Origin of the sequence: Bradyrhizobium sp. 139, from assembly GCF_023074175.1 — a bacterium.
In the GTDB taxonomy this organism is placed as follows: Bacteria; Pseudomonadota; Alphaproteobacteria; order Rhizobiales; family Xanthobacteraceae; genus Bradyrhizobium.
Genome location: NZ_JADPKS010000011.1, coordinates 14,526 through 35,664 on the forward strand (window position 1 = coordinate 14,526; position 21,139 = coordinate 35,664).

The window sequence follows — 21,139 nt, forward strand, 5'->3', positions numbered from 1 at the left end:
GAGATACATAAAGGACAGCGAACCACCTTTCTAGGTAGTTTTCAGACGCATTAAGTGGCGCGATATTCAGCGCGGGTGCTGGGAAGAACGGGTCCTCTCACCGTAATGACATTGGGAGATCAACGATGCGCACAACAACGGGCGCGCGCCGGCTTGAGAGGCCCGGTGACGGCCGGACGGAGAGGCGACGGCGTCCCAGCTTTTTCATCGCTCTGTTATCCGCGGTTCTGATTACACTCTCAGCCTTTGCGCAGCAATCACCGGCCGGGGTGTCGATCCGCCCGACTGGTCCGATGCCGGGCGTCAGCGTTCCCTGATCAAGCCAGTTTTGCGCACGTTTCCGTCGTTCTGAAGTTTATTTTGCATGGGAATCTCATGATCCAGACCGCCAGGGATCGAGCCTGTCTGCTGGTCGCTCTCGTGCGGGCGATCCCCATATCGCCACTCTGGGCCGCTCTCCTCAAGCAGGTCGCGTTGCTCTGCGGAGCCGTCCTCTTCGTGTGGCTGTTGTCGTTGACCTACGGGTTGGATCTCAGCGTTGCGTTTTTCTAGTCAATTGGGATCGAGAATGAGCGCCATTTCGCATCCATCCAAAGCAGCCTCTCAGATTTCTGAAGAGCAAGGCATCATCGCTTTCATCATGTCCGCACTGCATGCGTCGCGACGCCGCCAGGCAGGCCGCGTCATACGCCAGTATGAGCATTTGCTCGGAAACGAACCCGAACGAGAATGGTCGTTACGAGCAGAGCGACGCAAACAAGATTGACGACCCGATCCCATACCCAAAATGAAACGGGCTGGCTGTTGGCAGTCGCCGCCGCATTCTTCGTCGTGCACGTCGTCGCCTGGACTATCTGCGGACATGCTTCGAGAAACGAGAGCGCGAATTCCCAGCCTGAGCCGATATGCCTGTCGTGCGATTAGCATCTCACGCAACCGTGCCTTTTGGAGCAACAATCACCATACGGTGACAGTGCAATCAACTCCGATCAACACCCGTCTAGTTAAGTGCACCATCACCGCAATTGCGACGAGATCGCCGCCATCGTCAAGCTCTCGACCACGCGCCACTACACCGCCGGCCAGCGCATCGTCGCGGCCTGCGAGCCCGCCAATTCGCTGTTCTTCCTCCGGAGCGGCATGGTCAGCGTCAAATTGCGGAGCGGCGTGCGGCTGGCCTCGCTTGGACCCGGCATGGAATTCGGCGAGATGGCGATCCTCGAGAGAAGCCGTAGCGCCGACGTCTTCGCCGATACGCCAGTGACCTGCCTCGAACTGCCGCTCGACAGATTTGCCGACTACCGCCGCCTGCATCCCGAGACCTCGCTGAAGATCATGCGCAATCTCGCCGCGACTCTGGCACGGCGGCTGATGCTCGCGAACGCGAAGCTCGACCTGCTCAGCGCGTATTAGGGGCAGCGGCCGGATTTGCGCTTGCCAAGTTCCCGGAATGTGAAAGGATGAATTTGGAGCGGCCGGCTCCCAATGCAATTTCTGGGAGGGTCGCGTGAGTGAATCGCTTCATCCCGCTGCCCCCCATCACCTGCCTTCCTTCATTACGGCGCCTGGCGATACCGACGTCCTGATGGTCGTTGTCGGCATCTTTCTGATCGGCGCCGTTCTGATGGTCGGCAACTTCTATTTGCACCTGCACACGATGCCGGAGCGGATGGCCCACAAGTCGCAGAAATTCCAGTTTGAAATCGTGGCCGTGCTGGGACTGCTGGCGCTGTTCACGCACAACCACTTGTTCTGGGTGATCGGCTTGTTCCTTGCCATGGTCGACCTGCCGGATTTCAGCACGCCGCTGCGGAAGATCGCTGGGTCAGTCGAAAAAATGGCCGGTGTTGCGCCAGAGCCGGATGCTACCGAAGCGCCGGACCATGCTGCCCCTCACGCGGCTAACGTGTCAGACGAGGTGAAGACCAGCGTTGCCGTGGACGAGATCAAGAGCAGGATCGAGCGCGATCTCAAGCGGGGGACGCCGGGCAATGCTTGAACTCCTCCTCTGCGCCACCTTCACAATCCTTCCGGACTATCTCTATCGCCGTTACGTGCAGGGCAAGCGCTTCGGTCGCGAGATAACACTGTATTCGGTCTGGTTCGAACTGCGATTTGGCATCGTCGCCTGCCTGATGCTGACGGTTTCGCTAATCACGATGATCTTCTACTTTCATCCGTCCACCACGTCAGCGACCTTGTACTATCGGACCGTTCCGATTGTGTCCGAAGTCATCGGCCGCGTCGCGGAGGTTCACGTCGATGTCAGTGCGTCCGTCAAACAGGGCGACGTGCTTTTCAGACTCGACAGCGCCAAGCAGGATGCGTCGCTCCTCACAGCCAAACGCAAGATCGCCGAAGTCGATGCGGCCATGCTGGCGGCGCAGGCCGATGTCATGAAGGCGGACGGCCAGCTTCAGGAGGCAAAGGGCTCGCTACAGCAGGCGCAGGACGAACTCGATACCAAAACTGAATTGCAGAAGCGCAATCCCGGAATCGTTCCGCAGCGCGACATCGAAAAGCTCGGTGTGGCCGTTGCGGGGCGCCAGGGCGCTCTCGACTCTGCGACCGCCTCCAAACAATCCGCCACGACCCGGCTGAGCGCTCTGCTACCGGCGGAGAAGGCAAGCGCAGAGGCGGCGCTGGCCGAAGCACAGGTCGATCTGGACAAGACCTTTATTCGCGCCGGCGTCGACGGGCGGGTCGAGCAATTCGGGCTGAGACCGGGTGATATTGTCAATCCGATGATACGGTCGGCCGGCGTTCTGATTCCGGAGGGAGCGGGACGGCGCGCTCTGTTGGCAGGATTTGGGCAGATCGAGGCTCAGGTCATGAAGGTCGGAATGGTGGCCGAAGCCACCTGCATCTCCAAGCCATGGACGATCATTCCGATGGTCGTGACCAACGTGCAGGACTACATCGCGGCGGGCCAGTTCAGGGGCGGCGAACAACTTGTCGAGGCGCAGCAGGTCGCGCGTCCCGGCACCATTCTCGTTTTCATGGAGCCGATCTACAAGGGCGGGCTGGAGGGCGTGACGCCCGGCAGCAGTTGTGTTGCCAACGCCTACACCAGTAATCACGATGTGATTGAGGCGAAAGCGACCGGTGCCCTCAAGCGCTTTGTGCTGCACGCCGTCGACGCCACTGGCATCGTGCACGCCATGCTGCTGCGAATCCAGGCGCTAGTGCTGCCGATAAAGACGCTGGTGCTGAGCGGACATTGAGCGGGTGGTTTAAAGTAAGCCGGGGACCCGCCGCCAACCCCCGAGGCCCGGCCCTATCACCACGGCGACCTCCGCCGCGTGTTGATCGATGCTGCGCTGCAACTGGCGGCGGAGGGGGCCGAAATCTCGGTGCGCGAGGCCGCGCGCCGGGCCGCGGTGTCGCCGGGGGCACCGTTCCGGCACTTTCCCAACCGCGACGTCGCCGCCCACCAATAATAGGCGAAGGTCGGGTCGCGGCACGCGTTGCCTGTCCTTGACCGTTCCGTTACAGTTTTATGACACGGTGCAGGCTTCCGGCTGCGCCGGACGCCTTTGCCGTCGCTAGGCCGGCCAGATGGCTGGGCATCACCGCGCCGGACCAGCAGTTGCGTGTCGTCGATGGCGTCCGCGCCCAATCCAGGTCCTTCTGCCACCACCGCCGTGCTGACGAGCGTCGCCGCGCTCGGCATCTGGCGGCTGCTTGCGGTTGCGGCGCCGCATCTGGCAGCGATCGCGCTGATGTACGAGACCGAGACCGATTTCGGCGCGCGGCTGTCTTTCGTACTGGCCTGGGGCATCCTCAACTTCTTCTGGATCACGCTGCTGCGGCGGCCCGCGCCGTCGGGGGCGCTGTCGCTGACCATGGTCGTGGTGCTGGTGCTGCTGTCGCAGCTCAAGCACGATGTCGCGCAGATGACGGTTAATTTCATCGACCTGATGATGATCGACCGCGATACCGTCGCGTTCCTGTTCACGATCTTTCCGAATTTGCGCTGGTCGGTGATCCTGGCCGGCCTCGTCACGCTGCCGCTGATGTATGCGCTGTGGTGGCTCGATCCGTTCCGCATCCGCCGCCTGCCGGCGCTTGCGTCCATGCTCGCCTGTGTCGCCGCCCTGGTCGGCTATTCGCTCTATCATCCGGACGAGGCCTGGCGGGGCTATTACGACGACGGCTATCTCTCTAAATTCTTCCGCTCCGGCGTCAGCGCGGTCTCCGACTTCGCGCAATACGGCTTCATGGAGTCGGCGGCATCGACCAACGAGCGGCTCAACATGCCGCTGGTCGACGCCTGCCACCCCGCGGGCCGCCGGCCGAACATCATCATGGTCCATGATGAATCGAGCTTCGACATTCGCGCCGCGCAGGGCATCAAGGTGCCGCAGGGCTATGGAAATTATTTCAAATCCTGGGACGGCAAGCAGCGCACGTTCCTGGCCGAGAGCAATGGCGGGCCGAGCTGGTTCACCGAATACAACGTGCTCGCTGGCCTCTCGTCGCGTTCGTTCGGCCGCTTCGCCTATTTCGTGACGCGCATCGCGACGGGCCGCGTCGAGCGCGGCCTGCCGCTGGCGCTGCGGCGCTGCGGCTATGACACGATGTCGCTCTATCCTGCCTATGGCGGCTTCATGGCCGCGCGCAGCTTTCAGATGACGACCGGCGTCGAACGCTTCTTCGACTCCAAGGATCTCGGCGCCAAGGACGTCGAGCCGGACTCCTTCTTCTACGACAAGGCGCTCCAGCTGATGGGCCAGCAGCCGCCGAACAAGCCGCTGTTCACCTTCATCTATCTGGGCGCCAATCATTTCCCCTGGGAGACGCGCTTCCGTCCCGATCTGCTGCCGAATTGGCGCGCGCCGGGCAATGTGGCGTCCATCGACGAATATCTGCGCCGGCAGGCGATGAGCGCGGAGCAGTACAGAGCGTTTGTCGCGGGCCTGAAGAAGAATTTTCCCGGCGAGCCCTTCCTGATCGTGCGCTATGGCGATCATCAGCCTGAGTTTGCGCCGAACATCCTCGAGCCCGGGCTCGACGAGGGCGCTCTCGGCAAGAAGCTCGACGCTTACGATCCGCGTCTCTACGCGACCTATTACGCGATCGATGCCGTCAATTTCGAGCCGGTGAAGAGCGACGCCGTGATGGACACGATTGACGGTCCCTATCTGCCGCTGGTGATCCAGGAAGCCGCCGGCATTCCGCTCGATCCGTCCTTTGCCGAGCAGAAGGAAATCATGCTCCGCTGCAAAGGCATCTTCTACGGCTGCAAGGACGGCGCCGAGGCGCGGCGGCTCAACCGGTTGCTGATCAATGCCGGGATGATCCGGGGGCTGTAGCTCCTTAGCTTTGGCCGCAAGCGATACTCTCTGACCGTCACCCTGAGGTGTGAGCCCTGCGGCGCAAAGCGCTGCGGGGGGAGCCTCGAAGGGCGACGGCCCGGCTGCATCGGGGCTGTTCATCCTTCGAGGCTCGCCGCACGGTGCTGCGCACCGCGCAACTCGCGCCTCAGGATGACGGGGCTTGAGCGTACCCGGGCACAGGCCTAGCGCCCGCCCACCTTCCCCCACAGCCACTTCGCCACTGCGTCCGGGGATGAATTCGCGTCGTTGCCGCTGGCGCGCAGGTTCGCCTCGCGCATCGTGGCGATATCGATCTTTCCCAGCAGCGGCTTCAACGCCGTCTGCAATCGCTCGTCACCGGCGCGCTTCGGCGCCAGCAGCAGAATCGCGTCGTAGGGCGGGATCGCGTGCCTGGGATCGTCCAGCGCGACGAGGTCGTATTTCGCGATCAGCCCGTCGCTGGTGTAACCGGCGATCACGTCGACCTCGCCGCTGGCGACCGCCGCATACATGAAGTCCGGCTGCATCTGGCGCTGGGCGCTGAACGAGAGGCCATAGGCCTTTTGCAGCGCTGCCCATTCGGGCCGCGAGAAGAACTCGTAGTCCCCGGCGATCGACATCGTGGAAGCATGCGCGGCGAGATCGGCGATGGTGCGGATGCCAAGCGCCTCGGCGCGTTTCCTGGGGATCACCAGGGCATAGGCATTCTCGAAGCCGAGCTCGCCGAGCAGGGTGATGTTGTCGTTGGCGAGCGTTGTCTTCAGCTCCGCCAACAGTTCCGCGCGCGGCTTGATGTCCGTGCGGTGCAACTGGTTGGCCCAGAGCGTGCCGGAATAGTCGACATAGAGATCGATATCGCCGGCCTTCAGCGCCTCGAAGATTACGCTTGAGCCAAGGCCTGATCGCGCGGTGGCGGAGAGACCGGCAGCCTGGAGGCGGTCCCTCAGCAATGCCGACAGCACATATTGCTCGGCGAATGTCTTGGCCCCGACGACATAGCTCTGCGACGAGCGCCCCATCGTCGGCACCAGCGTTGCGATGACCAGTGCCGCGATCCCGATGCCGCCAAGCGCGGTATGCGGACGGCTGCGATGGCGCAAGCCGCTCTCGATCAGGCCGAGCAGCTGATCGACGGCGAGCGCGAGTAGCGCAGACGCAAAGCAGCCGAACAGCACGAACACCCAGTTTTGGGTCTGAAGCCCGGCGAAGATGTAGTTTCCGAGGCTGGTTTGCCCGATCGGCGTTGACAGGGTCGCGGTGCCGATCACCCACACCGCGGCGGTGCGGATGCCGGCCATCATCACCGGCAGCGCTAGCGGAAGCTCGACCATGATGAGCGACTGCCGCGCCGTCATGCCGACTCCCTTTGCGGCCTCGATCAGTGCGGGATCGATGCCGTTCAATCCGGTAATGCCGTTGCGCAGCACGGGCAGCATCGAATAGAGCGCCAGCGCCAGCATGGCCGGCAGGAAACCGAAGGCCGAGAAGGAGACGCCAAACCAGGCCAGCGCCACGGAAGCAGCGAACAGCAGCAGCGGATAGAACAGCGCGAGCAGCGCCAGCCCTGGGACCGTCTGCACGATGCTCGCAAGCGCAAGCAGGAGTGCGCGTGGCGCCGGGCGGTTGCGGGTCAGGATCGCCAGTGGCAGGCTGACGGCGAGGCCGAGCGCGAGCGCGGCGAGACTCACCTGCACATGGTTGCCGAGATAATCCGCTAGATGCGACAGCGCCTCGTCCCAGCGCGGATCAGTGAAGAAGCTCATGCCGCACCGCTCCGCGGCAGCAGCGCGTTCAGCCGCTCGACCTGGCGTCGCGGCGTGCGCAGCAGCTCGAGCACGTAGCCGTCGCTGCTGTTCGAGAGCTCCGCCGGCGTGCCCTGCGCCAGCAGCTTTCCGCTGCGCATCACCGCGATCCGGTCGGCGAGCAGGATCGCCTCCGTCATGTCATGGGTGATCATGACCGTGGTCAGGCCGAGCTTGCGATGCAGTTCGCGAAAATCCTCGCTGAGCGCATCGCGGGTGAGAGGATCGAGCGCGCCAAACGGTTCGTCCATCAGCACGATGCGGGGACGTGCCGCCAGCGCCCGCGCCACGCCGACGCGCTGGCGCTGGCCGCCGGAGAGCGCTTCTGGCAGGCGGTCGCGATGCGCGGTGCGGTCGAGCTGCACGAGCTCCAGCAACTCGTCGACGCGCGCTGTGATATCTGCAGCCGGCACGTCCAGCAGTTTTGGCGTGATCCCGATATTGTCGGCGACGCTCAGATGCGGAAACAGCCCGCCGCTCTGGAAGACGTAACCGATCCGGCGCCGCAGCGCGACAGGATCGACGTTTTGCACGTCCTCGCCCTCGACCGTGATGGTGCCGCCATCAGCCTCGATCAGCCGGTTGGCAAGCCGTAGCAGAGTCGTCTTGCCCGAGCCCGAGCCGCCGACGATGGCCACAAATTCGCCCTCGGCGATGTCGAGCGACAGATCGTCCACGGCCTTGAGGGGGCCAAAGCTCTTGGTGACGTGGGCATAGCCAATCATCGGCCTGGACGGCATCGGGCGGGGCTCACTGCGCTGACCCGCCCGCGGAGGGAGGGGATGACGAGGCCCATGCGTAGCACGCTTGGCGGGTTGATTGAACTTGGTCGCGCGAGAGGCTAAGGCATCGACCCAAATTCGGAGATAATACATGACAACGCCCACGGCAGTGGCGCTGGAAGATGCCAAGGTCGCGTTCCGGCTCGGGGACGGGCGGGTCTATACGGCGGTGGAGAAGGCCCATCTCGCGGTCGCGCAGGGCGAGTTCGTCGCCATCGTCGGGCCGACCGGCTGCGGGAAATCCACGCTGCTCAACGTCGCCGCCGGCCTGCTCAAGCCTGCCGCCGGCACGGTCAAGATATTCGACCGGCCGCTCGCCGGGCTGAACCGGGATGCTGGCTATCTGTTTCAGGCCGACGCGCTGTTCCCCTGGAAGTCCGCGCTCGACAATGTCGCGATCGGGCTCGAGATCAAGGGCGCGCCGCGCGCCGAAGCGCTGCCGCGGGCGCTGAAATGGCTGACGTCTGTCGGCTTGGGTGCCTTTGCCAACCGCTATCCGCACATGCTCTCGGGCGGTCAGCGCAAGCGCGTGGCCCTGGCGCAGGTGCTGATCCGTGACCCAAAGATACTCTTGATGGACGAGCCGTTCGGGCCGCTCGACGCGCAGACCCGTCAGGTCATGGGCAATCTGCTGCTCGACCTCTGGAATGCCGACCGCAAGGCCGTGCTGTTTGTCACCCACGATCTGGAGGAGGCGATCGCGCTCGCCGACCGCGTCGTGATCATGTCGGCGGGGCCGTCCTCGCGCATCATCGGCAATTGGCGCGTGATGCTGCCGCGCCCGCGCGACATCTTCGAGGTGCGGCTGGACAAGGAGTTCCACGCGCTCCACCGCGAGATCTGGAGCGTGCTCAAGGACGAGGTCATGAAGGGCTACGCGCAATCCACGCAAGCGGCGGAGGCGGTCTGATGTCGCGCGTGACGCTGCTTGCGCTGCAAGTCCTGGTCGCGGTGGTCTGCCTCGCGCTGTGGCAATTGCTGTCGACCGTGCCGGTGTTCGGAAAGATCCTGCTGCCGCCGTTCTTCTTCTCCAATCCGGTCGACGTGTTCAGCCAGATCGTGAAGTGGTTCTCATCCGGCGTGATCTGGAAGCATCTCGGCATCACGCTGGTGGAGTCGCTGCTGGCCTTCGTGATCGGATCGGCCGGTGGCGTGCTGGTCGGCTTCTGGTTCGCGCGCCAGCCGCTGGTGGCGGCAGTGTTTGATCCTTACGTCAAGATGGTCAACGCGCTGCCCCGTGTCGTGCTTGCGCCGATCTTCGCGCTGTGGCTGGGCCTCGGCATCTGGTCCAAGGTCGCGCTCGGTGTGACGCTGGTGTTCTTCATCGTGTTCTTCAACGTCTATCAAGGCGTCAAGGAAGTCAGCCGTACCGTGCTCGACAATGGCCGCATGCTCGGCATGAGCGAGCGGCAGTTGATGCGGCACGTCTATTGGCCGTCGGCGCTGTCGTGGATGTTCTCCTCGCTGCACACCTCAGTCGGCTTCGCCGTGGTCGGCGCGGTCGTCGGCGAATATCTGGGATCGGCAGCGGGGCTCGGCTATCTGATCCAGCAGGCCGAAGGCATCTTCGACGTCGCCGGCGTGTTCGCCGGCATGTTCGTGTTGTCGGCCTTCGTCATCCTGATCGATTTTGGCGTCACGCTGGTGGAGCGGAGACTGTTGGTCTGGCGCCCGACCGTGGACGGGCGAGGCTAGCCGCAACGGGGCCGCGTATCGGCGCGAGCCCCGGAAGCGCGAAGGCTCAATCCAGCAGCTTGGTGTCGTCCGGCGCCTGCGGCGGCGTCTTGATCGCGATCGCCTTGACCTGTCCGCTGATGGGCTTGGTGCCGCCATGCGGCGTGCCCTTCGGAATGATGACGAGGTCGCCGGGCTTCACCGTGACCTCCTTGCCGCCGAGCCAGATCGTCCCGGTCCCGTCCAGGATGTACTGGATCTCGTTGGTGTTGGGATGCATGTGCTTGGGCACATTGCCGACCTGGATTGAGATGGTGGCGCCGTCGGCGCTGGCGAACATCTTGGAACGGTATCCGACATTGTTGGCGGGGCCGAGCGCGTCGCCTTCCATCTCGCCGGTGTGGATGATCTGCGGGGTGATGTTCTCGGCGGCGAGCGCCGGCCGCATCAGGTGGGTTGCGCCGCACCCGGCGGCAAAAGCGGTGGCGAGCGATAGCGTGATGGCCAGGCGATTCATGGGTAGTCCTCCCCGTGCTGATTATTATGCGAGCGATGGTATGCCGCCGGTACTTGCTTGGCCAGCGGTCGGAAAGTCGCCGTCTCAAGGGCCGCATGCTGCTTTGCGGCGATCGGCCGATATGGTCGGCGTTCCCAGCGTTGCGCGTTTGCCACAGGGATTTGAAATAGGCGGCCATATTCGCGGGGCTGATCGACTTTAGTCGCCTGATTTGAATAACATGCCGCCAACGCTTGGATCGCTTCGGCGTTATTTTTGATGAACGTTTGAGGAATATTTTGCGAATTTTCAGGTCTTGTCTGGGAATGCCTTTCGATGGCTGCCGAATGTCGGGGGCTGTGTTCTTGGCGGCGATGTTGCCGCTGATGCTTTGGCCGATGGACGCTGCGAATGCGCAGTGCGTCGGTTTCCCGGTCGAGACCAATCAGACTTGCACCAATGGCGGGACGCTCGCTGATACCAGTATTCGGGGCATTGGCAATGTCGGCTTGCAGGATCTGGGGACGCTAAGTCTGACCAACACCGCGGCCGGCGTGATCTCCAGCAGCGGCTTCAGCAGTCTGGGCATCTTCGCCAATCAGGATTTGAACCTGACGAATTCAGGAAGTGTCGCTGCCGCGGGTGCTGCCAACAGCGCCGTTGCGGTGGGACGGGATGCCACCATTAGCAATTCCGGGATCATTCAGGCTGACGATGGTATGAGTAACGCTATTGTGGCTACGCGCGACGCCAACGTAATTAACTCCGGCACGATTTCGGCCAACGGTGCCCAAGGCACCGGTATTATCGCCAGTCGAAATGCCTATGTGATCAATTCCGGAAGCATCCTGACTGACGGCCCCGATGGCTTCGGTATTTTCGTCGATCTGCACACTGCCACCGTTATCAATTCCGGGGTCATCTCGGCCAATGGAAGCGGCGGCATCGGCATTGTCTCCGGCGAGACCGTCCTTGCGACCAATTCCGGCACCATCTCGGTGAACGGCGTCAGCGGCATCGGTATCAAGAGTTATCAAGACGTCAGTTTGACCAACTCCGGAATCATCTCGGCCGGGGACGGCGGCCGCGGTGTCCTTTCGATTCGAGATGCCACCGTAGCCAACACCGGCACGATCACTGCTTCCAGCACTGGCGTCGCCATTCACGCGCTGCGGAATGCCGCCGTGACCAATTCGGGGCTCATCAGAGCCAACGATACCGGCGGCACCGCCATTGCCGCCACCCAGATCGCCGACGTCAACAACTCAGGGCTCGTCCTGGGAAATCTGTTCGCAATCTCTGCAACGACCGCAAACGTGGTCAATTCCGGCACCATTTCGGTCGGCGGCTTCACCGCGCGCGCGATCCGCGCTTTTCAGGATGCCAACGTCACCAATTCCGGAGTCATTTCGGGCACGATCGCGGGCACGGTTGGAATTTCTGCCGGCCGAGACGCCAACGTGGTCAATTCCGGCACCATCTCGTCGTCGGGCGTCGGTACCGGCATCGGTGCCGGTCGAGATGCAAATGTATTCAATTCCGGGTCCATTCTGGCTGACGGTCTGTCCGCTACAGCTATCATCGCCGTGCGAGATGCAAATGTGACGAATTCGGGCGTGATCGCTGCCAATGGACCCTCCGGCGTCGCGATCATCGGTCTTCAGAACGCCCATGTCGTCAATTCCGGAATCATTTCCGCGAATGGTACGGGCGGCATTGCCATTTTAGTCGATCAGCACAATGCCACCGTGATCAATTCCGGCACCGTCTCGGCCGGCGGCTTCGGCATTCAGGCCTTTGGCTCCAGCAATTTGACCAATTCCGGTATCCTCAGCGGGCGGCTCGCCGCGCTCCAGTTCGTGGGATTGTCCGACACGCTCACCGTGCAGCAGGGATCGCGCATCATCGGCGCCATCAATCTTGGCGGCGGCGGCGACACCGTCAACATGCGGGCGGTCAACCAGAACCTCACCTTCGATACGCTGGCCGGCGCAACGGTGAACGGCACGGTGCCTTACGTGGTCTCGGGCAACCGGATCGCCTCGGTCGATCCGTCCTCGTTTGCAACGGCCGGCAGCGTGCTTGCCGACTTCTCGCGCAGCGTCACTGCGATCGTGCCGGCATTCGACAGCGTGATGGCATCCGGTGGCGGCGTGTCCGCATTCGCTGCGCCCGATAGCGGCATGTCGGGCATCGCCGATGCCTTTGCCGGCATTCCCGGCCTTTCGGCCTATGCCTCGGACGAGGTTGCCTACAAGAGTCCGACCGCGGTTTATGCCGACGGCACCGCCGTGTGGGGCAGAGGGTTTGGCGGACGGCATGTGCAGGCTGCCGATGGCCTGCTGTCGCGCAACGTCACGACCTGGTATGGCGGTGCGATCGGCATCGACAAATCGCTGCGGCCGGATTTGCGGCTCGGCCTGTTCGTCGGCGCGGGCAGCACCCATAACCGCCTCGATCTGAACGGCGACGCCACCGACAGCAATCTCGCATTTGGCGGAGCCTACGCGCGCTACACGTCGGGCGCATCGTTCCTCAATGCGGCGCTGCAGGGCGGGGCCCTGCACAGTTCGACGTCTCGTCTGGTCAACAACAATCTCGTGGCTAATGGGTTGGAGACGGCGACCGCGGGTTACACCGGTTGGTACGTCAGTCCCGAACTGACATGGGGCCATCGCTTCGCGCTCGGAACGCTGCTCGATTCGCACTACGCGCTGACGCCGAACGTGCAGGTCCGTTACCTCTATGCCGGTTTCGACGGCTATACCGAGACCGGCACCACCGCGCCGCTGACGGCCGGCGGCCGCAATACGCAAAATGTCGAGGAGCGGGCCGAGCTGAAGTTCATCCGAACCAGGCAGATATCCCCGGCATCGCTGCTAACCATCCACCTGTCCGGCGGGGCGCTCGGTTTGCAGCGGGTCGGTGGCGATACCGTCAACGCCACCTTGCTCACGCAGCCGCTCGCCTTCACCGCACCGGGCGCGGGCAATGTCTGGGGTGGTTTCGGCGGCCTTGGCGTGGAATGGCAGTCGCGCAACGTGTCTCTTTTCGCCGCGGCCGAATATCTCGCGTGGAACAATTCGGGCTCGATCGTCAGCGGCCGGGGCGGCCTCCGCATCGGCTTTTAGTCTATCGTAGGCACGGCATCTTCTCAGGCGGCGCACGCTGCTCTATCGTGCGCCTCGAATTGAGACCGGGAGGAAACCATGAAGAAACTGTTTGGCCGGCTCGCCGGCGCGCTGCTCGCGCTGACGCTCACCACCGGTCTTGCCGTGGCGCAAAGCAAGATCACGATCGCCATCGGCGGCGGCTCCTGCCTGTGCTATCTGCCGACGGTGCTGGCCAAGCAGCTCGGCGAATACGACAAGGCGGGTCTCAGTGTCGAACTGGTGGACCTCAAGGGCGGCTCGGACGCGCTCAAGGCCGTGCTCGGCGGCAGCGCCGACGTGGTCTCCGGCTATTTCGACCACTGCGTCAACCTTGCCGCCAAGAAGCAGGAGCTTCAGGCCTTCGTGGTCTATGACCGTTATCCCGGCCTCGTGCTGGTGGTCGCGCCGTCACGCACCAATGAGATCAAGTCGGTCAAGGATCTCGCCGGCAAGAAGGTCGGCGTCAGCGCGCCCGGGTCCTCCACGGACTTCTTCCTGAAATATCTCCTCAAGAAGAACGGTCTCGATCCTGCCGGCATTGCGGTGATCGGCGTCGGCCTCGGCGCCACCGCGGTCGCCGCGATGGAGCAGGGCCAGATCGACGCCGCCGTGATGCTCGATCCCTCCGTGACCGTGCTCCAGGGCAGCCACAAGGATCTGCGCATCCTCAGCGACACCCGCACGCAAAAAGACACGCTCGAGACGTTCGGCGGCGAATATCCGGGCGGCGCGCTGTACTCGACCGCGGCCTGGATCAATGGCCACGAGAAGGAAACGCAGGCGCTCACCAACGCGATGCTCGCCACGCTCGCCTGGATCCATTCGCACTCGCCCGAGGAGATCATGGCGAAGATGCCCGACGAGATGGTCGGCAAGAACAAGGATCTCTATCTTGCCGCGCTGAAGAACACGATCCCGATGTTCTCGGAAACCGGCAAGATGGATCCGAAGGGCGCGGACGCTGTGCTCGCGGTGTTCAGCGTCGGCTCGCCGGAGGTCGCGAACGCCAAGATCGACCTCAGCAAGACCTTCACCAACAAGTACGTCGAGCAGGCCAGGAAGACCACGGGGAGCGCCAAATAGCTGACGCGAAGGCGTGGTCATCGGGCGTCATGACGTCACCGGTCATTCATCGCGTCGCGACGCTTGATCTCGCGGTACGGCCGATCGCGTGGCCGTTCGCCGAGGAGCGGCGCGCCGAGATCGCGGCGCATTTCATCGAGAAGCAGCGCGAACGGCCGAAGATCTGGAACGGCCGCGTCCTGCTCGGGCGGGATGCCGTCTTTGCGGATGGCCAGCTTTCCGCGACCTATTTCGAGACCGATTTCGCAAGCTTCCTTGCCTGGCGCGACTGGGGCTTTCCCGACAAGGCGGTGTTCAACGGCTTCGGCATGGGCGCGCTACGCACCCCCGACGGCGCCTTCATCATGGGGGAGATGGCACAGCATACCGCCAATGCAGGACGGATCTATTTCCCCTCGGGAACGCCCGATCTCGACGATGTTAGGAATGGCGTGCTCGACATCCCCGGCAGCGTCGTCCGCGAGGTCGCGGAGGAGACCGGCCTGACCGTTGCCGATTTCTCGGCCGAGGCGGACTGGCACTGCGTGGTCACCGGCCCCACGATTGCAATGATCCAGGTTCTCAACTTGGACATGCCGGGCGACATGGCTCGCGGCCTGATCGAAGCGTATCTCGCGCGTGAGATCGAGCCGGAGCTGTCGGCCATTCATCTCGTGCGCGGGATGAGTGATCTCACGCCGTCCATGCCGCGATTTGTCACGGCCTTCGTCGCGCAGCAGTTCGCCTCGCGCTGATGCGCGAGGCTTGACATCGCTGCGCTCAGCCCATGTGATGGGCAAAAACCAAAAAGCACGACGAATGCAATGCACAATCGTCCAGGGAGGTTTTGATGCGCCTGCGCATGGCTGCCCGCTCGGTACGTGGGCTGTTGATCGCGATTGCCGCGATGGGCTTGATGGCTTCGGCCGAGGCTCAAGAGAAGAAGATCAAGATCGGCGTGGTGTTCGACCTGACAGGGCCTCTCGCCGGCGGCGGGTCTGAACTCGGCTATATCGGCGCAAAGATCATCCTCGACCATTTCGCCAAGACCGGCGTCGAGGGCTACAGGATCGAGGCGGTCTATGCCGACGCCCAGAGCAAGCCCGACATCGCCATCAACGAATCGGTCCGCCTGCTCGAGCAGGAAAAAGTGGACATGGTGCTCGGCTTCTTCTCCTCAGCGCAATGCGTGCCGGTGGCCGCCCGCGTCGAGCAGCTCAAGAAGTTCATGTGGATGACGACCTGCATCTCGTCGGCCGTGTTCAACGAGAAGGGCTACAAATACGTCTTCCGCCCGCAGGCGAGCGGTGACCAGTTCGGCATGATGACGATGGATTTCATCGCGCAGAACGCCAAAGCGAAGTTCGACAAGGAGCCGAAGGACCTGCGCGTCGCGATCATCCATGAAGACGGCGCCTACGGCGTCGATGTCTCCAGGGGGAACGAAGCCGGCGCAAGGAAGGCGGGCTTCAACGTCGTGATGAAGGAGGGCTATTCGGCCACCGCGCCTGATCTGTCCGCACTGGTGACGAAGCTGAAGCGCGCCAAGCCCGACGTGATCTTCCACACCGGCTACAATCCCGACATCACGCTGCTGTTGCGCCAAGCCCGCGAGCAAGGGCTGAGGTTCGGGGCACTGATGGGCCATGGCGCCGGCTACGGCGTCTATGAGAAGCTGAAGGAAGGCATGGGGGCTGACGCTACCTACATCTTCAACACCGACCCGATCTCGATCTGGCTCGCCAACCAGAAGACCATGGATCCGAAGCTTCCGCCCGTGATCAAGATGGTCGGCGAGGAGTTCGACAAGCTCAGGCCCGGCGTCGCCATCCGCTCCGCCCATGTCGGCATCGGCGCGTCCAACACTTACGTCTTCATGTCTGACGTGCTGCCGCGTGCGATCAAGAAATATGGCGGGGTCGATCCCGACGCGTTGCGCAAGGCGGCGCTCGACACCGACATTCCCGAGGGCGGCACCATGCTCGGCTTCGGCGTGAAGTTCTACGGCGAGGGCACGCCCATGGCCGGGCAGAACGAGCGCTCGTTTCCCGTTGTGATCCAGTATATCGACGACAAGTCCTCCGTGGTGTGGCCCAAGAGCCAGGCGCAGCGCGAGGCCGTGCTGCCGCTGCCGAAGGGCACCACCTATAGCAACCAGTAGCGGCGGAGCGGGGCGGTGCTGGAAGTCAGCGGGCTGGTGAAGCGCTTTGGTGGCTTCACCGCCGTCAACAACGTGTCGTTCAGGGTCGACCAGGGCGAGATCCTCGGCCTGATCGGCCCCAACGGCTCGGGCAAGAGCACGATCTTCAACATGCTCTCGGGCACGCTGGCGCCGACGTCCGGCTCGATCCTGTTTGGCGGGCATGAGATCGCGGGCCTCGCGCCGCACCGGATCATCAACAGCGGCATCGGCCGTACCTTCCAGATTCCGCGGCCGTTCCGGCGCCTGACGATCTTCGAGAATGTCGCGCTGGCCGGCTTCTACGGCCAGGGCCGCCACAGTCGTGCCAGGGCGGAGGAAGCGGCCGAACGATCACTGGCCATGGTGGGCCTGCCGAGCGATCGTCATGCCAGCGTCGATGGCCTCGGGGCGGCTGGCCTGAAGAAGCTCGAACTTGCGAAAGCGCTCGCCACCGCGCCAAAATTGCTGCTCGCTGACGAGAGCCTCGGCGGTCTCGACGAGGCCGAGATGGGGCAGGCGGCCGACATGCTGCGCAACATCCGCGACGAACTCGGCATCACCATCATCTGGGTCGAGCACATCATGGGCGTGCTGATGCGCGTCGTCGATCGCGTCATGGTGCTCGATCACGGCGAGAAGATTTCGGAAGGTTTGCCGAGCGCAGTTGCGGGTGATCCGCGCGTGATCGAGGTCTATCTCGGCACGGACGCCGAGACCACGCAGGCCGCGGCCGCCGCTGCGCGCCGCCGCGCCGGAGGGCAGTGATGCTGGAGCTCCGCGCCGTCAACGCCGGTTATGGCACGTTCCAGGCACTGTTCGACGTCCATCTCGACGTGAAGGCGGGCGAGGCCGTCGGCGTCATCGGTCCGAACGGCGCCGGCAAGACAACCTTGATGCGCGTCATCTCCGGCCTGATCCGTCCCTCGCGTGGCTCGATCAGGATGGAAGGCACTGACGTCGTGGCAACGCCGCCGCACAAGATCGTCGGCCTCGGGATCGCGCATGTGCCGGAGAACCGGCGGCTGTTTCCGCAGCTCTCGGTCGACGACAATCTCAAGATGGGCGCCTTCATGAGGGAGGCGCGCGGCCACTACGCCGAGCGGCTGGACGTCGTGTTCGACCTGTTTCCGCGCCTGAAGGAGCGCCGCCAGCAGATGGCCGGCACCATGTCCGGCGGCGAGCAGCAGATGTGCGCGATCGGCCGCGCGCTGATGTCGAATCCAAAGCTCCTGCTGCTCGACGAGCCATCGGCGGGACTGGCGCCGGTCGTGGTGCAGCAGGTATTCGAACTCGTCAAGCGGATCCGCGCGCGCGGATTGACCGTGCTGATCGTCGAGCAGAACGTTCAGCAGGTACTGCGTGTTGTCGACCGCGCCTATCTGATCGAGGCCGGCACGATCCGGGCGTCCGGCACCTCCGCCGAGATGCTGGCGAGCGACACGGTCAAGGAAGCGTATCTCGGGGTGTGAGGGGCATGCAGGCATGCAAGCTTTTTTGGACATTTTCGACATCTATTTGCTGGAGGCCGTGATCAACGGCATCCTGCTCGGCGGCGTGCTGGCGCTGCTGGCACTCGGGCTCAATTTGATCTTCGGCGTCATCGACGTGACCTGGATCTGCTACGCAGAGCTGGTGATGATCGGCATGTACGCCATGTATTTCATGGTCCAGTACTATGGCCTCAGCTATTTCATCGCGGCGCCGCTCACGATCCTGCTGGTCGCGATCCTCGGCGCAGCGCTGCACTACCTCGTGATAGCGCCGTTGCTCACCGCGCCGCCGATCAACCAGCTGCTGGCGACCGGTGGGGTGCTGTTCGTGCTCCAGAGCTTTGCCACCGTCGCCTTCGGCATCGACTTCCGCAATCTCGGCATCCGCCTGCCGGTGCTTGCCTTCGGCGACATGAATTTCAGCTACGCTCGACTTCTGTCGTTCCTGGCGGCGCTGGTCGGCATGGTCGCGGTCTATCTGTTCATGACCCGCACCTTCACCGGCACCGCGATCCGCGCCATCTCGCAGGACCGCCAGATCATGGCGCTGATGGGCGTCGATACGAAGAGGATCTATCTCGTCACCTCGGCGCTCGGCGGTGCGCTGGCCGGGCTCGCGGCTTGTCTTCTCGTACTGCAGTATGACGTGCACCCCTTCGTCGGCCTGTCGTTCGGGCCGATCACCTTCCTGATCTGCGTGCTCGGGGGCCTCGGCAATTTCATCGGCGGCTTCATCGCTGCCTTTGTGTTCGCCGAGATCATCTCGCTCGGCGGCCTGTTCTCCGATCTCGAATGGGGCTACGTGCTCGCCTTCGCCTTCTTCATCGTCATGATGTTCATCCGGCCCGCGGGCCTGCTTGCGAGGCGCCGATGATGGGGCAGGGCCGGCTTGCAGCATGGGCGATGGGTCTTGCGGCGTTGATCGCGCTGCCCTTCGTCTACCGCGATCCCTATCATCTGCACATCCTGGTGCTGATCCTGATCTGGTCGTTCGCCTACACCTCATGGTCGATGATGGGGCGGTTCGGCCTCGTCTCGCTCGGCCATGGCGGCTTCATGGGGATCGGCGCTTATGTCACGGCGCTGCTCTGGAATCACCTGGGCTGGTCGCCCTGGATCGGCATTCCCGTCGGCATGGTCGCAGCCGGCGTGCTGGCGCTGATCGTCGGCTATCCCTGTTTCCGCTTCCGCATCACCGGACACTATTTCGTGCTGGTGACACTGGCACTATCAGGCATCGTGCTCCAGGTCATCACGGCGACGCGCGACTACACCGGCGGCTCGCTCGGCTATACGCCGAACCGTGCGTCGGGCAACAAGCTGCTGGCGCTGCAATTCGACGACAAGATCACCTGGTATCTGATCGCGCTCGGGGTCTGGCTTTTCGGCATTGTGGTCTGGCACTGGGTCGACCGCAGCATGGCCCGCTATGCGCTGGAGGCGATCTCGGAGGACGAGGATGCCGCGGCTGCCGCCGGCGTCGACGTCACCGCGGAGAAGCTGAAGATCACGCTGCTCAGTGCGGTGATGACGGCGCTCGCCGGCGCAATCTACTGCCAGTACCAGATGTTCATCACACCCGACACCGTCAGCGGCATCGCGGTATCGCTCCAGATGGTGTTCGCGGCCATCGTCGGCGGCCTGTTCGTCTCGCTCGGCCCGACCTTCGGCGCCGTCATCACGATTCTGCTCGCGGAAACCCTGCGCATCGGCTTCGGCACCAAGGCGGTCGGCTGGGACAATCTCGTCTACGGCGTGCTGCTCGTTCTTTTCATCATATTCCTTCCCAAGGGTATCCTTGGTAGCGTGCTCGACAAATTGAAGCCGCAACGCAAGGTGCCCCGCGCTCATGAGCAAGAAGCCGTCCAAATCGCTCGCCCAGGAACTTGACCGCTACGTCACGCCGTTCCGCTACGATGGATCGGGCAAGTTTCATCTCAAGGACTACAAGACCGACGAGAAGGGCGATCTCGACAAGGAAAAGGCGCAGGAGATTCTGGACGCCAACAAGAAGCGGCTGATCGAATTTCAGGAGAAGCTCTACGCCCAGGATCGCTGGTCGGTGCTGATCGTGTTTCAGGCCATGGACGCCGGCGGCAAGGATTCCGCGATCAAGGCGATCTTCGAGGGCATCAATCCGCAAGGCTGCGAAGTCCATGCCTTCAAGGCGCCGAGCAGCAAGGAGCTCGACCACGATTTCCTCTGGCGACACGCGGTCGCGCTGCCCGAGCGCGGCCATATCGGCATCTTCAATCGCTCCCATTACGAGGAATGCCTGGTGACGCGCGTGCACCCGGAGATCCTCGCCAAGGAGAAGCTGCCGCCAAAGCTCGTCACCAAGAACATCTGGAAAGAGCGGTTCGAGGACATCTCCGCCTTCGAGCGTTACCTGACGCGCAACGGCACAATCGTGCTGAAATTCTTCCTCAATCTCTCCAGGGATGAGCAGCGCCAGCGCTTCCTGGACCGGCTGGAGGATCCGTCCAAGCAGTGGAAATTCTCCATGGGCGACATCGAGGAGCGCGCGCTGTGGCCGCGCTACCAGGCGGTCTATCAGGACATCGTCCATCATACGGCGACGTCGCATGCGCCGTGGTACGTCGTGCCCGCCGATCACAAATGGTTCGCGCGCATCGTGATCGGCTCGGCGATCAATGCTGCGCTCGAAAAACTCGACTTGCGCTTCCCCCATGCCGACAAGGCCTCGCTGGACGAATTCAAGCAGGTGCGCAAGGCGCTGGAGAAGGAAGGGAAGGGAAAGCGGTGACGCCAAGCTGCGCGTCCTTGCTCGACCGCGAGCTTCAGGATGGCCACACACAAAAAACGCGAAAACAACCCCATGCACAGTAGCCGCGGATAGCGAAATCAATGACTTGACGGCCAGCGCGCGCAGTTACGGATTTAACGAAACCGTTTGACCCGTCGGGCAAAACAGGGGCATGATGTCATCATCGCCCAAGCTCCTCAAAACCAAGCCGATAATTTGCGCCGCAGTCCAGGAACTCGCACCTCCAAATGTGATCTTTGGGGCCGTTGATCCCGCTTGACAGTTTTGTGTCGCGGGAGGAGCATGCCGATAGTCGCGAATACGCGACGTATAGCGTCAACCTCATGAGCAAGGGGAGGTCTATGACACCACCTCCGCAGATCCAGCCGCGTTAAGTGCGATGGAGCTCGTTCG

General features: G+C 63.1%; 19 protein-coding genes and 1 pseudogene. 17 read left to right on the forward strand and 3 right to left on the reverse strand.

Annotated elements, in window-relative coordinates; genetic code table 11:
- Positions 1-568: 568 nt before the first annotated feature.
- The 6 genes and pseudogenes from IVA80_RS03620 (at position 569) to IVA80_RS03645 (ending at position 5,315) form a co-directional block, all read left to right on the forward strand.
- The gene (locus IVA80_RS03620; protein ID WP_247425687.1) at positions 569-766 is read left to right on the forward strand and encodes a hypothetical protein; all 198 of its coding nucleotides are present in this window, start codon (positions 569-571) and stop codon (positions 764-766) included.
- A gap of 242 nt (positions 767-1,008) precedes the next feature.
- On the forward strand, positions 1,009-1,413 hold the full coding sequence (locus IVA80_RS03625) for a cyclic nucleotide-binding domain-containing protein (RefSeq protein WP_247425688.1): 405 nt from the start codon (positions 1,009-1,011) through the stop codon (positions 1,411-1,413).
- A 94-nt stretch (positions 1,414-1,507) separates the two neighbouring features.
- Positions 1,508-1,999 carry a hypothetical protein gene (locus tag IVA80_RS03630; RefSeq protein WP_247425689.1) on the forward strand — a complete coding sequence of 164 codons (492 nt, stop codon included), beginning with the start codon at positions 1,508-1,510 and terminating at the stop codon, positions 1,997-1,999.
- Entirely contained in the window at positions 1,992-3,224 is a 1,233-nt protein-coding gene (locus tag IVA80_RS03635) for a biotin/lipoyl-binding protein (RefSeq protein WP_247425690.1), read from the forward strand. The genes IVA80_RS03630 and IVA80_RS03635 overlap by 8 nt, the downstream gene beginning before the upstream one ends.
- A gap of 78 nt (positions 3,225-3,302) precedes the next feature.
- A pseudogene (locus tag IVA80_RS03640) lies at positions 3,303-3,422 on the forward strand (TetR family transcriptional regulator); the annotation flags it as partial.
- A 180-nt stretch (positions 3,423-3,602) separates the two neighbouring features.
- Complete coding sequence (locus IVA80_RS03645) at positions 3,603-5,315, forward strand: sulfatase-like hydrolase/transferase (RefSeq protein WP_247425691.1); 1,713 nt, start codon at positions 3,603-3,605, stop codon at positions 5,313-5,315.
- Between the two features lie 206 nt (positions 5,316-5,521).
- Here IVA80_RS03645 and IVA80_RS03650 read toward each other — a convergent pair whose 3' ends face one another.
- Together IVA80_RS03650 and IVA80_RS03655 are read right to left on the reverse strand one after the other, a co-directional pair.
- Positions 5,522-7,081, reverse strand: a complete 1,560-nt coding sequence (locus IVA80_RS03650) for a glycine betaine ABC transporter substrate-binding protein (protein ID WP_247425692.1) — start codon at positions 7,079-7,081, stop codon at positions 5,522-5,524.
- Positions 7,078-7,860, reverse strand: a complete 783-nt coding sequence (locus tag IVA80_RS03655) for an ABC transporter ATP-binding protein (protein ID WP_247425693.1) — start codon at positions 7,858-7,860, stop codon at positions 7,078-7,080. Before IVA80_RS03655 ends, IVA80_RS03650 begins: the two co-directional genes overlap by 4 nt.
- A gap of 133 nt (positions 7,861-7,993) precedes the next feature.
- Between IVA80_RS03655 and IVA80_RS03660 the strand changes: the two genes are divergently transcribed.
- Complete coding sequence (locus tag IVA80_RS03660; RefSeq protein ID WP_247425694.1) at positions 7,994-8,812, forward strand: ABC transporter ATP-binding protein; 819 nt, start codon at positions 7,994-7,996, stop codon at positions 8,810-8,812.
- Positions 8,812-9,597, forward strand: coding sequence for an ABC transporter permease (locus tag IVA80_RS03665; RefSeq protein WP_247425695.1), 786 nt, complete (start codon positions 8,812-8,814; stop codon positions 9,595-9,597). Before IVA80_RS03660 ends, IVA80_RS03665 begins: the two co-directional genes overlap by 1 nt.
- Before the next feature lie 46 nt (positions 9,598-9,643).
- Here the strand turns inward: IVA80_RS03665 and IVA80_RS03670 are convergent, their stop codons facing one another.
- Positions 9,644-10,093 (reverse strand): cupin domain-containing protein, encoded by a 450-nt coding sequence (locus IVA80_RS03670; protein ID WP_247425696.1) that lies wholly within the window; start codon positions 10,091-10,093, stop codon positions 9,644-9,646.
- Positions 10,094-10,326: 233 nt separating this feature from the next.
- Between IVA80_RS03670 and IVA80_RS03675 the strand changes: the two genes are divergently transcribed.
- The 9 genes from IVA80_RS03675 to IVA80_RS03715 all read left to right on the forward strand — a co-directional run bounded on the left by IVA80_RS03675 (position 10,327) and on the right by IVA80_RS03715 (position 20,725).
- Complete coding sequence (locus IVA80_RS03675; RefSeq protein ID WP_247425697.1) at positions 10,327-13,203, forward strand: autotransporter outer membrane beta-barrel domain-containing protein; 2,877 nt, start codon at positions 10,327-10,329, stop codon at positions 13,201-13,203.
- Positions 13,204-13,281: 78 nt separating this feature from the next.
- A complete protein-coding gene (locus IVA80_RS03680; protein ID WP_247425698.1) occupies positions 13,282-14,307 on the forward strand; it encodes an ABC transporter substrate-binding protein in 1,026 nt (341 codons plus the stop codon).
- A gap of 29 nt (positions 14,308-14,336) precedes the next feature.
- A complete protein-coding gene (locus IVA80_RS03685; RefSeq protein WP_247425699.1) occupies positions 14,337-15,041 on the forward strand; it encodes an NUDIX hydrolase in 705 nt (234 codons plus the stop codon).
- A gap of 95 nt (positions 15,042-15,136) precedes the next feature.
- Positions 15,137-16,447 carry an ABC transporter substrate-binding protein gene (locus IVA80_RS03690; RefSeq protein ID WP_247425700.1) on the forward strand — a complete coding sequence of 437 codons (1,311 nt, stop codon included), beginning with the start codon at positions 15,137-15,139 and terminating at the stop codon, positions 16,445-16,447.
- 15 nt (positions 16,448-16,462) lie between these two features.
- Positions 16,463-17,233, forward strand: a complete 771-nt coding sequence (locus IVA80_RS03695) for an ABC transporter ATP-binding protein (RefSeq protein ID WP_247425702.1) — start codon at positions 16,463-16,465, stop codon at positions 17,231-17,233.
- Positions 17,233-17,937 (forward strand): ABC transporter ATP-binding protein, encoded by a 705-nt coding sequence (locus IVA80_RS03700; RefSeq protein ID WP_247425704.1) that lies wholly within the window; start codon positions 17,233-17,235, stop codon positions 17,935-17,937. The genes IVA80_RS03695 and IVA80_RS03700 overlap by 1 nt, the downstream gene beginning before the upstream one ends.
- A 13-nt stretch (positions 17,938-17,950) precedes the next feature.
- Positions 17,951-18,832 carry a branched-chain amino acid ABC transporter permease gene (locus tag IVA80_RS03705; protein WP_247425706.1) on the forward strand — a complete coding sequence of 294 codons (882 nt, stop codon included), beginning with the start codon at positions 17,951-17,953 and terminating at the stop codon, positions 18,830-18,832.
- Entirely contained in the window at positions 18,829-19,848 is a 1,020-nt protein-coding gene (locus IVA80_RS03710) for a branched-chain amino acid ABC transporter permease (RefSeq protein ID WP_247425708.1), read from the forward strand. The genes IVA80_RS03705 and IVA80_RS03710 overlap by 4 nt, the downstream gene beginning before the upstream one ends.
- Positions 19,808-20,725, forward strand: coding sequence for a polyphosphate kinase 2 family protein (locus tag IVA80_RS03715; RefSeq protein ID WP_247425710.1), 918 nt, complete (start codon positions 19,808-19,810; stop codon positions 20,723-20,725). Before IVA80_RS03710 ends, IVA80_RS03715 begins: the two co-directional genes overlap by 41 nt.
- Positions 20,726-21,139 lie beyond the last annotated feature (414 nt).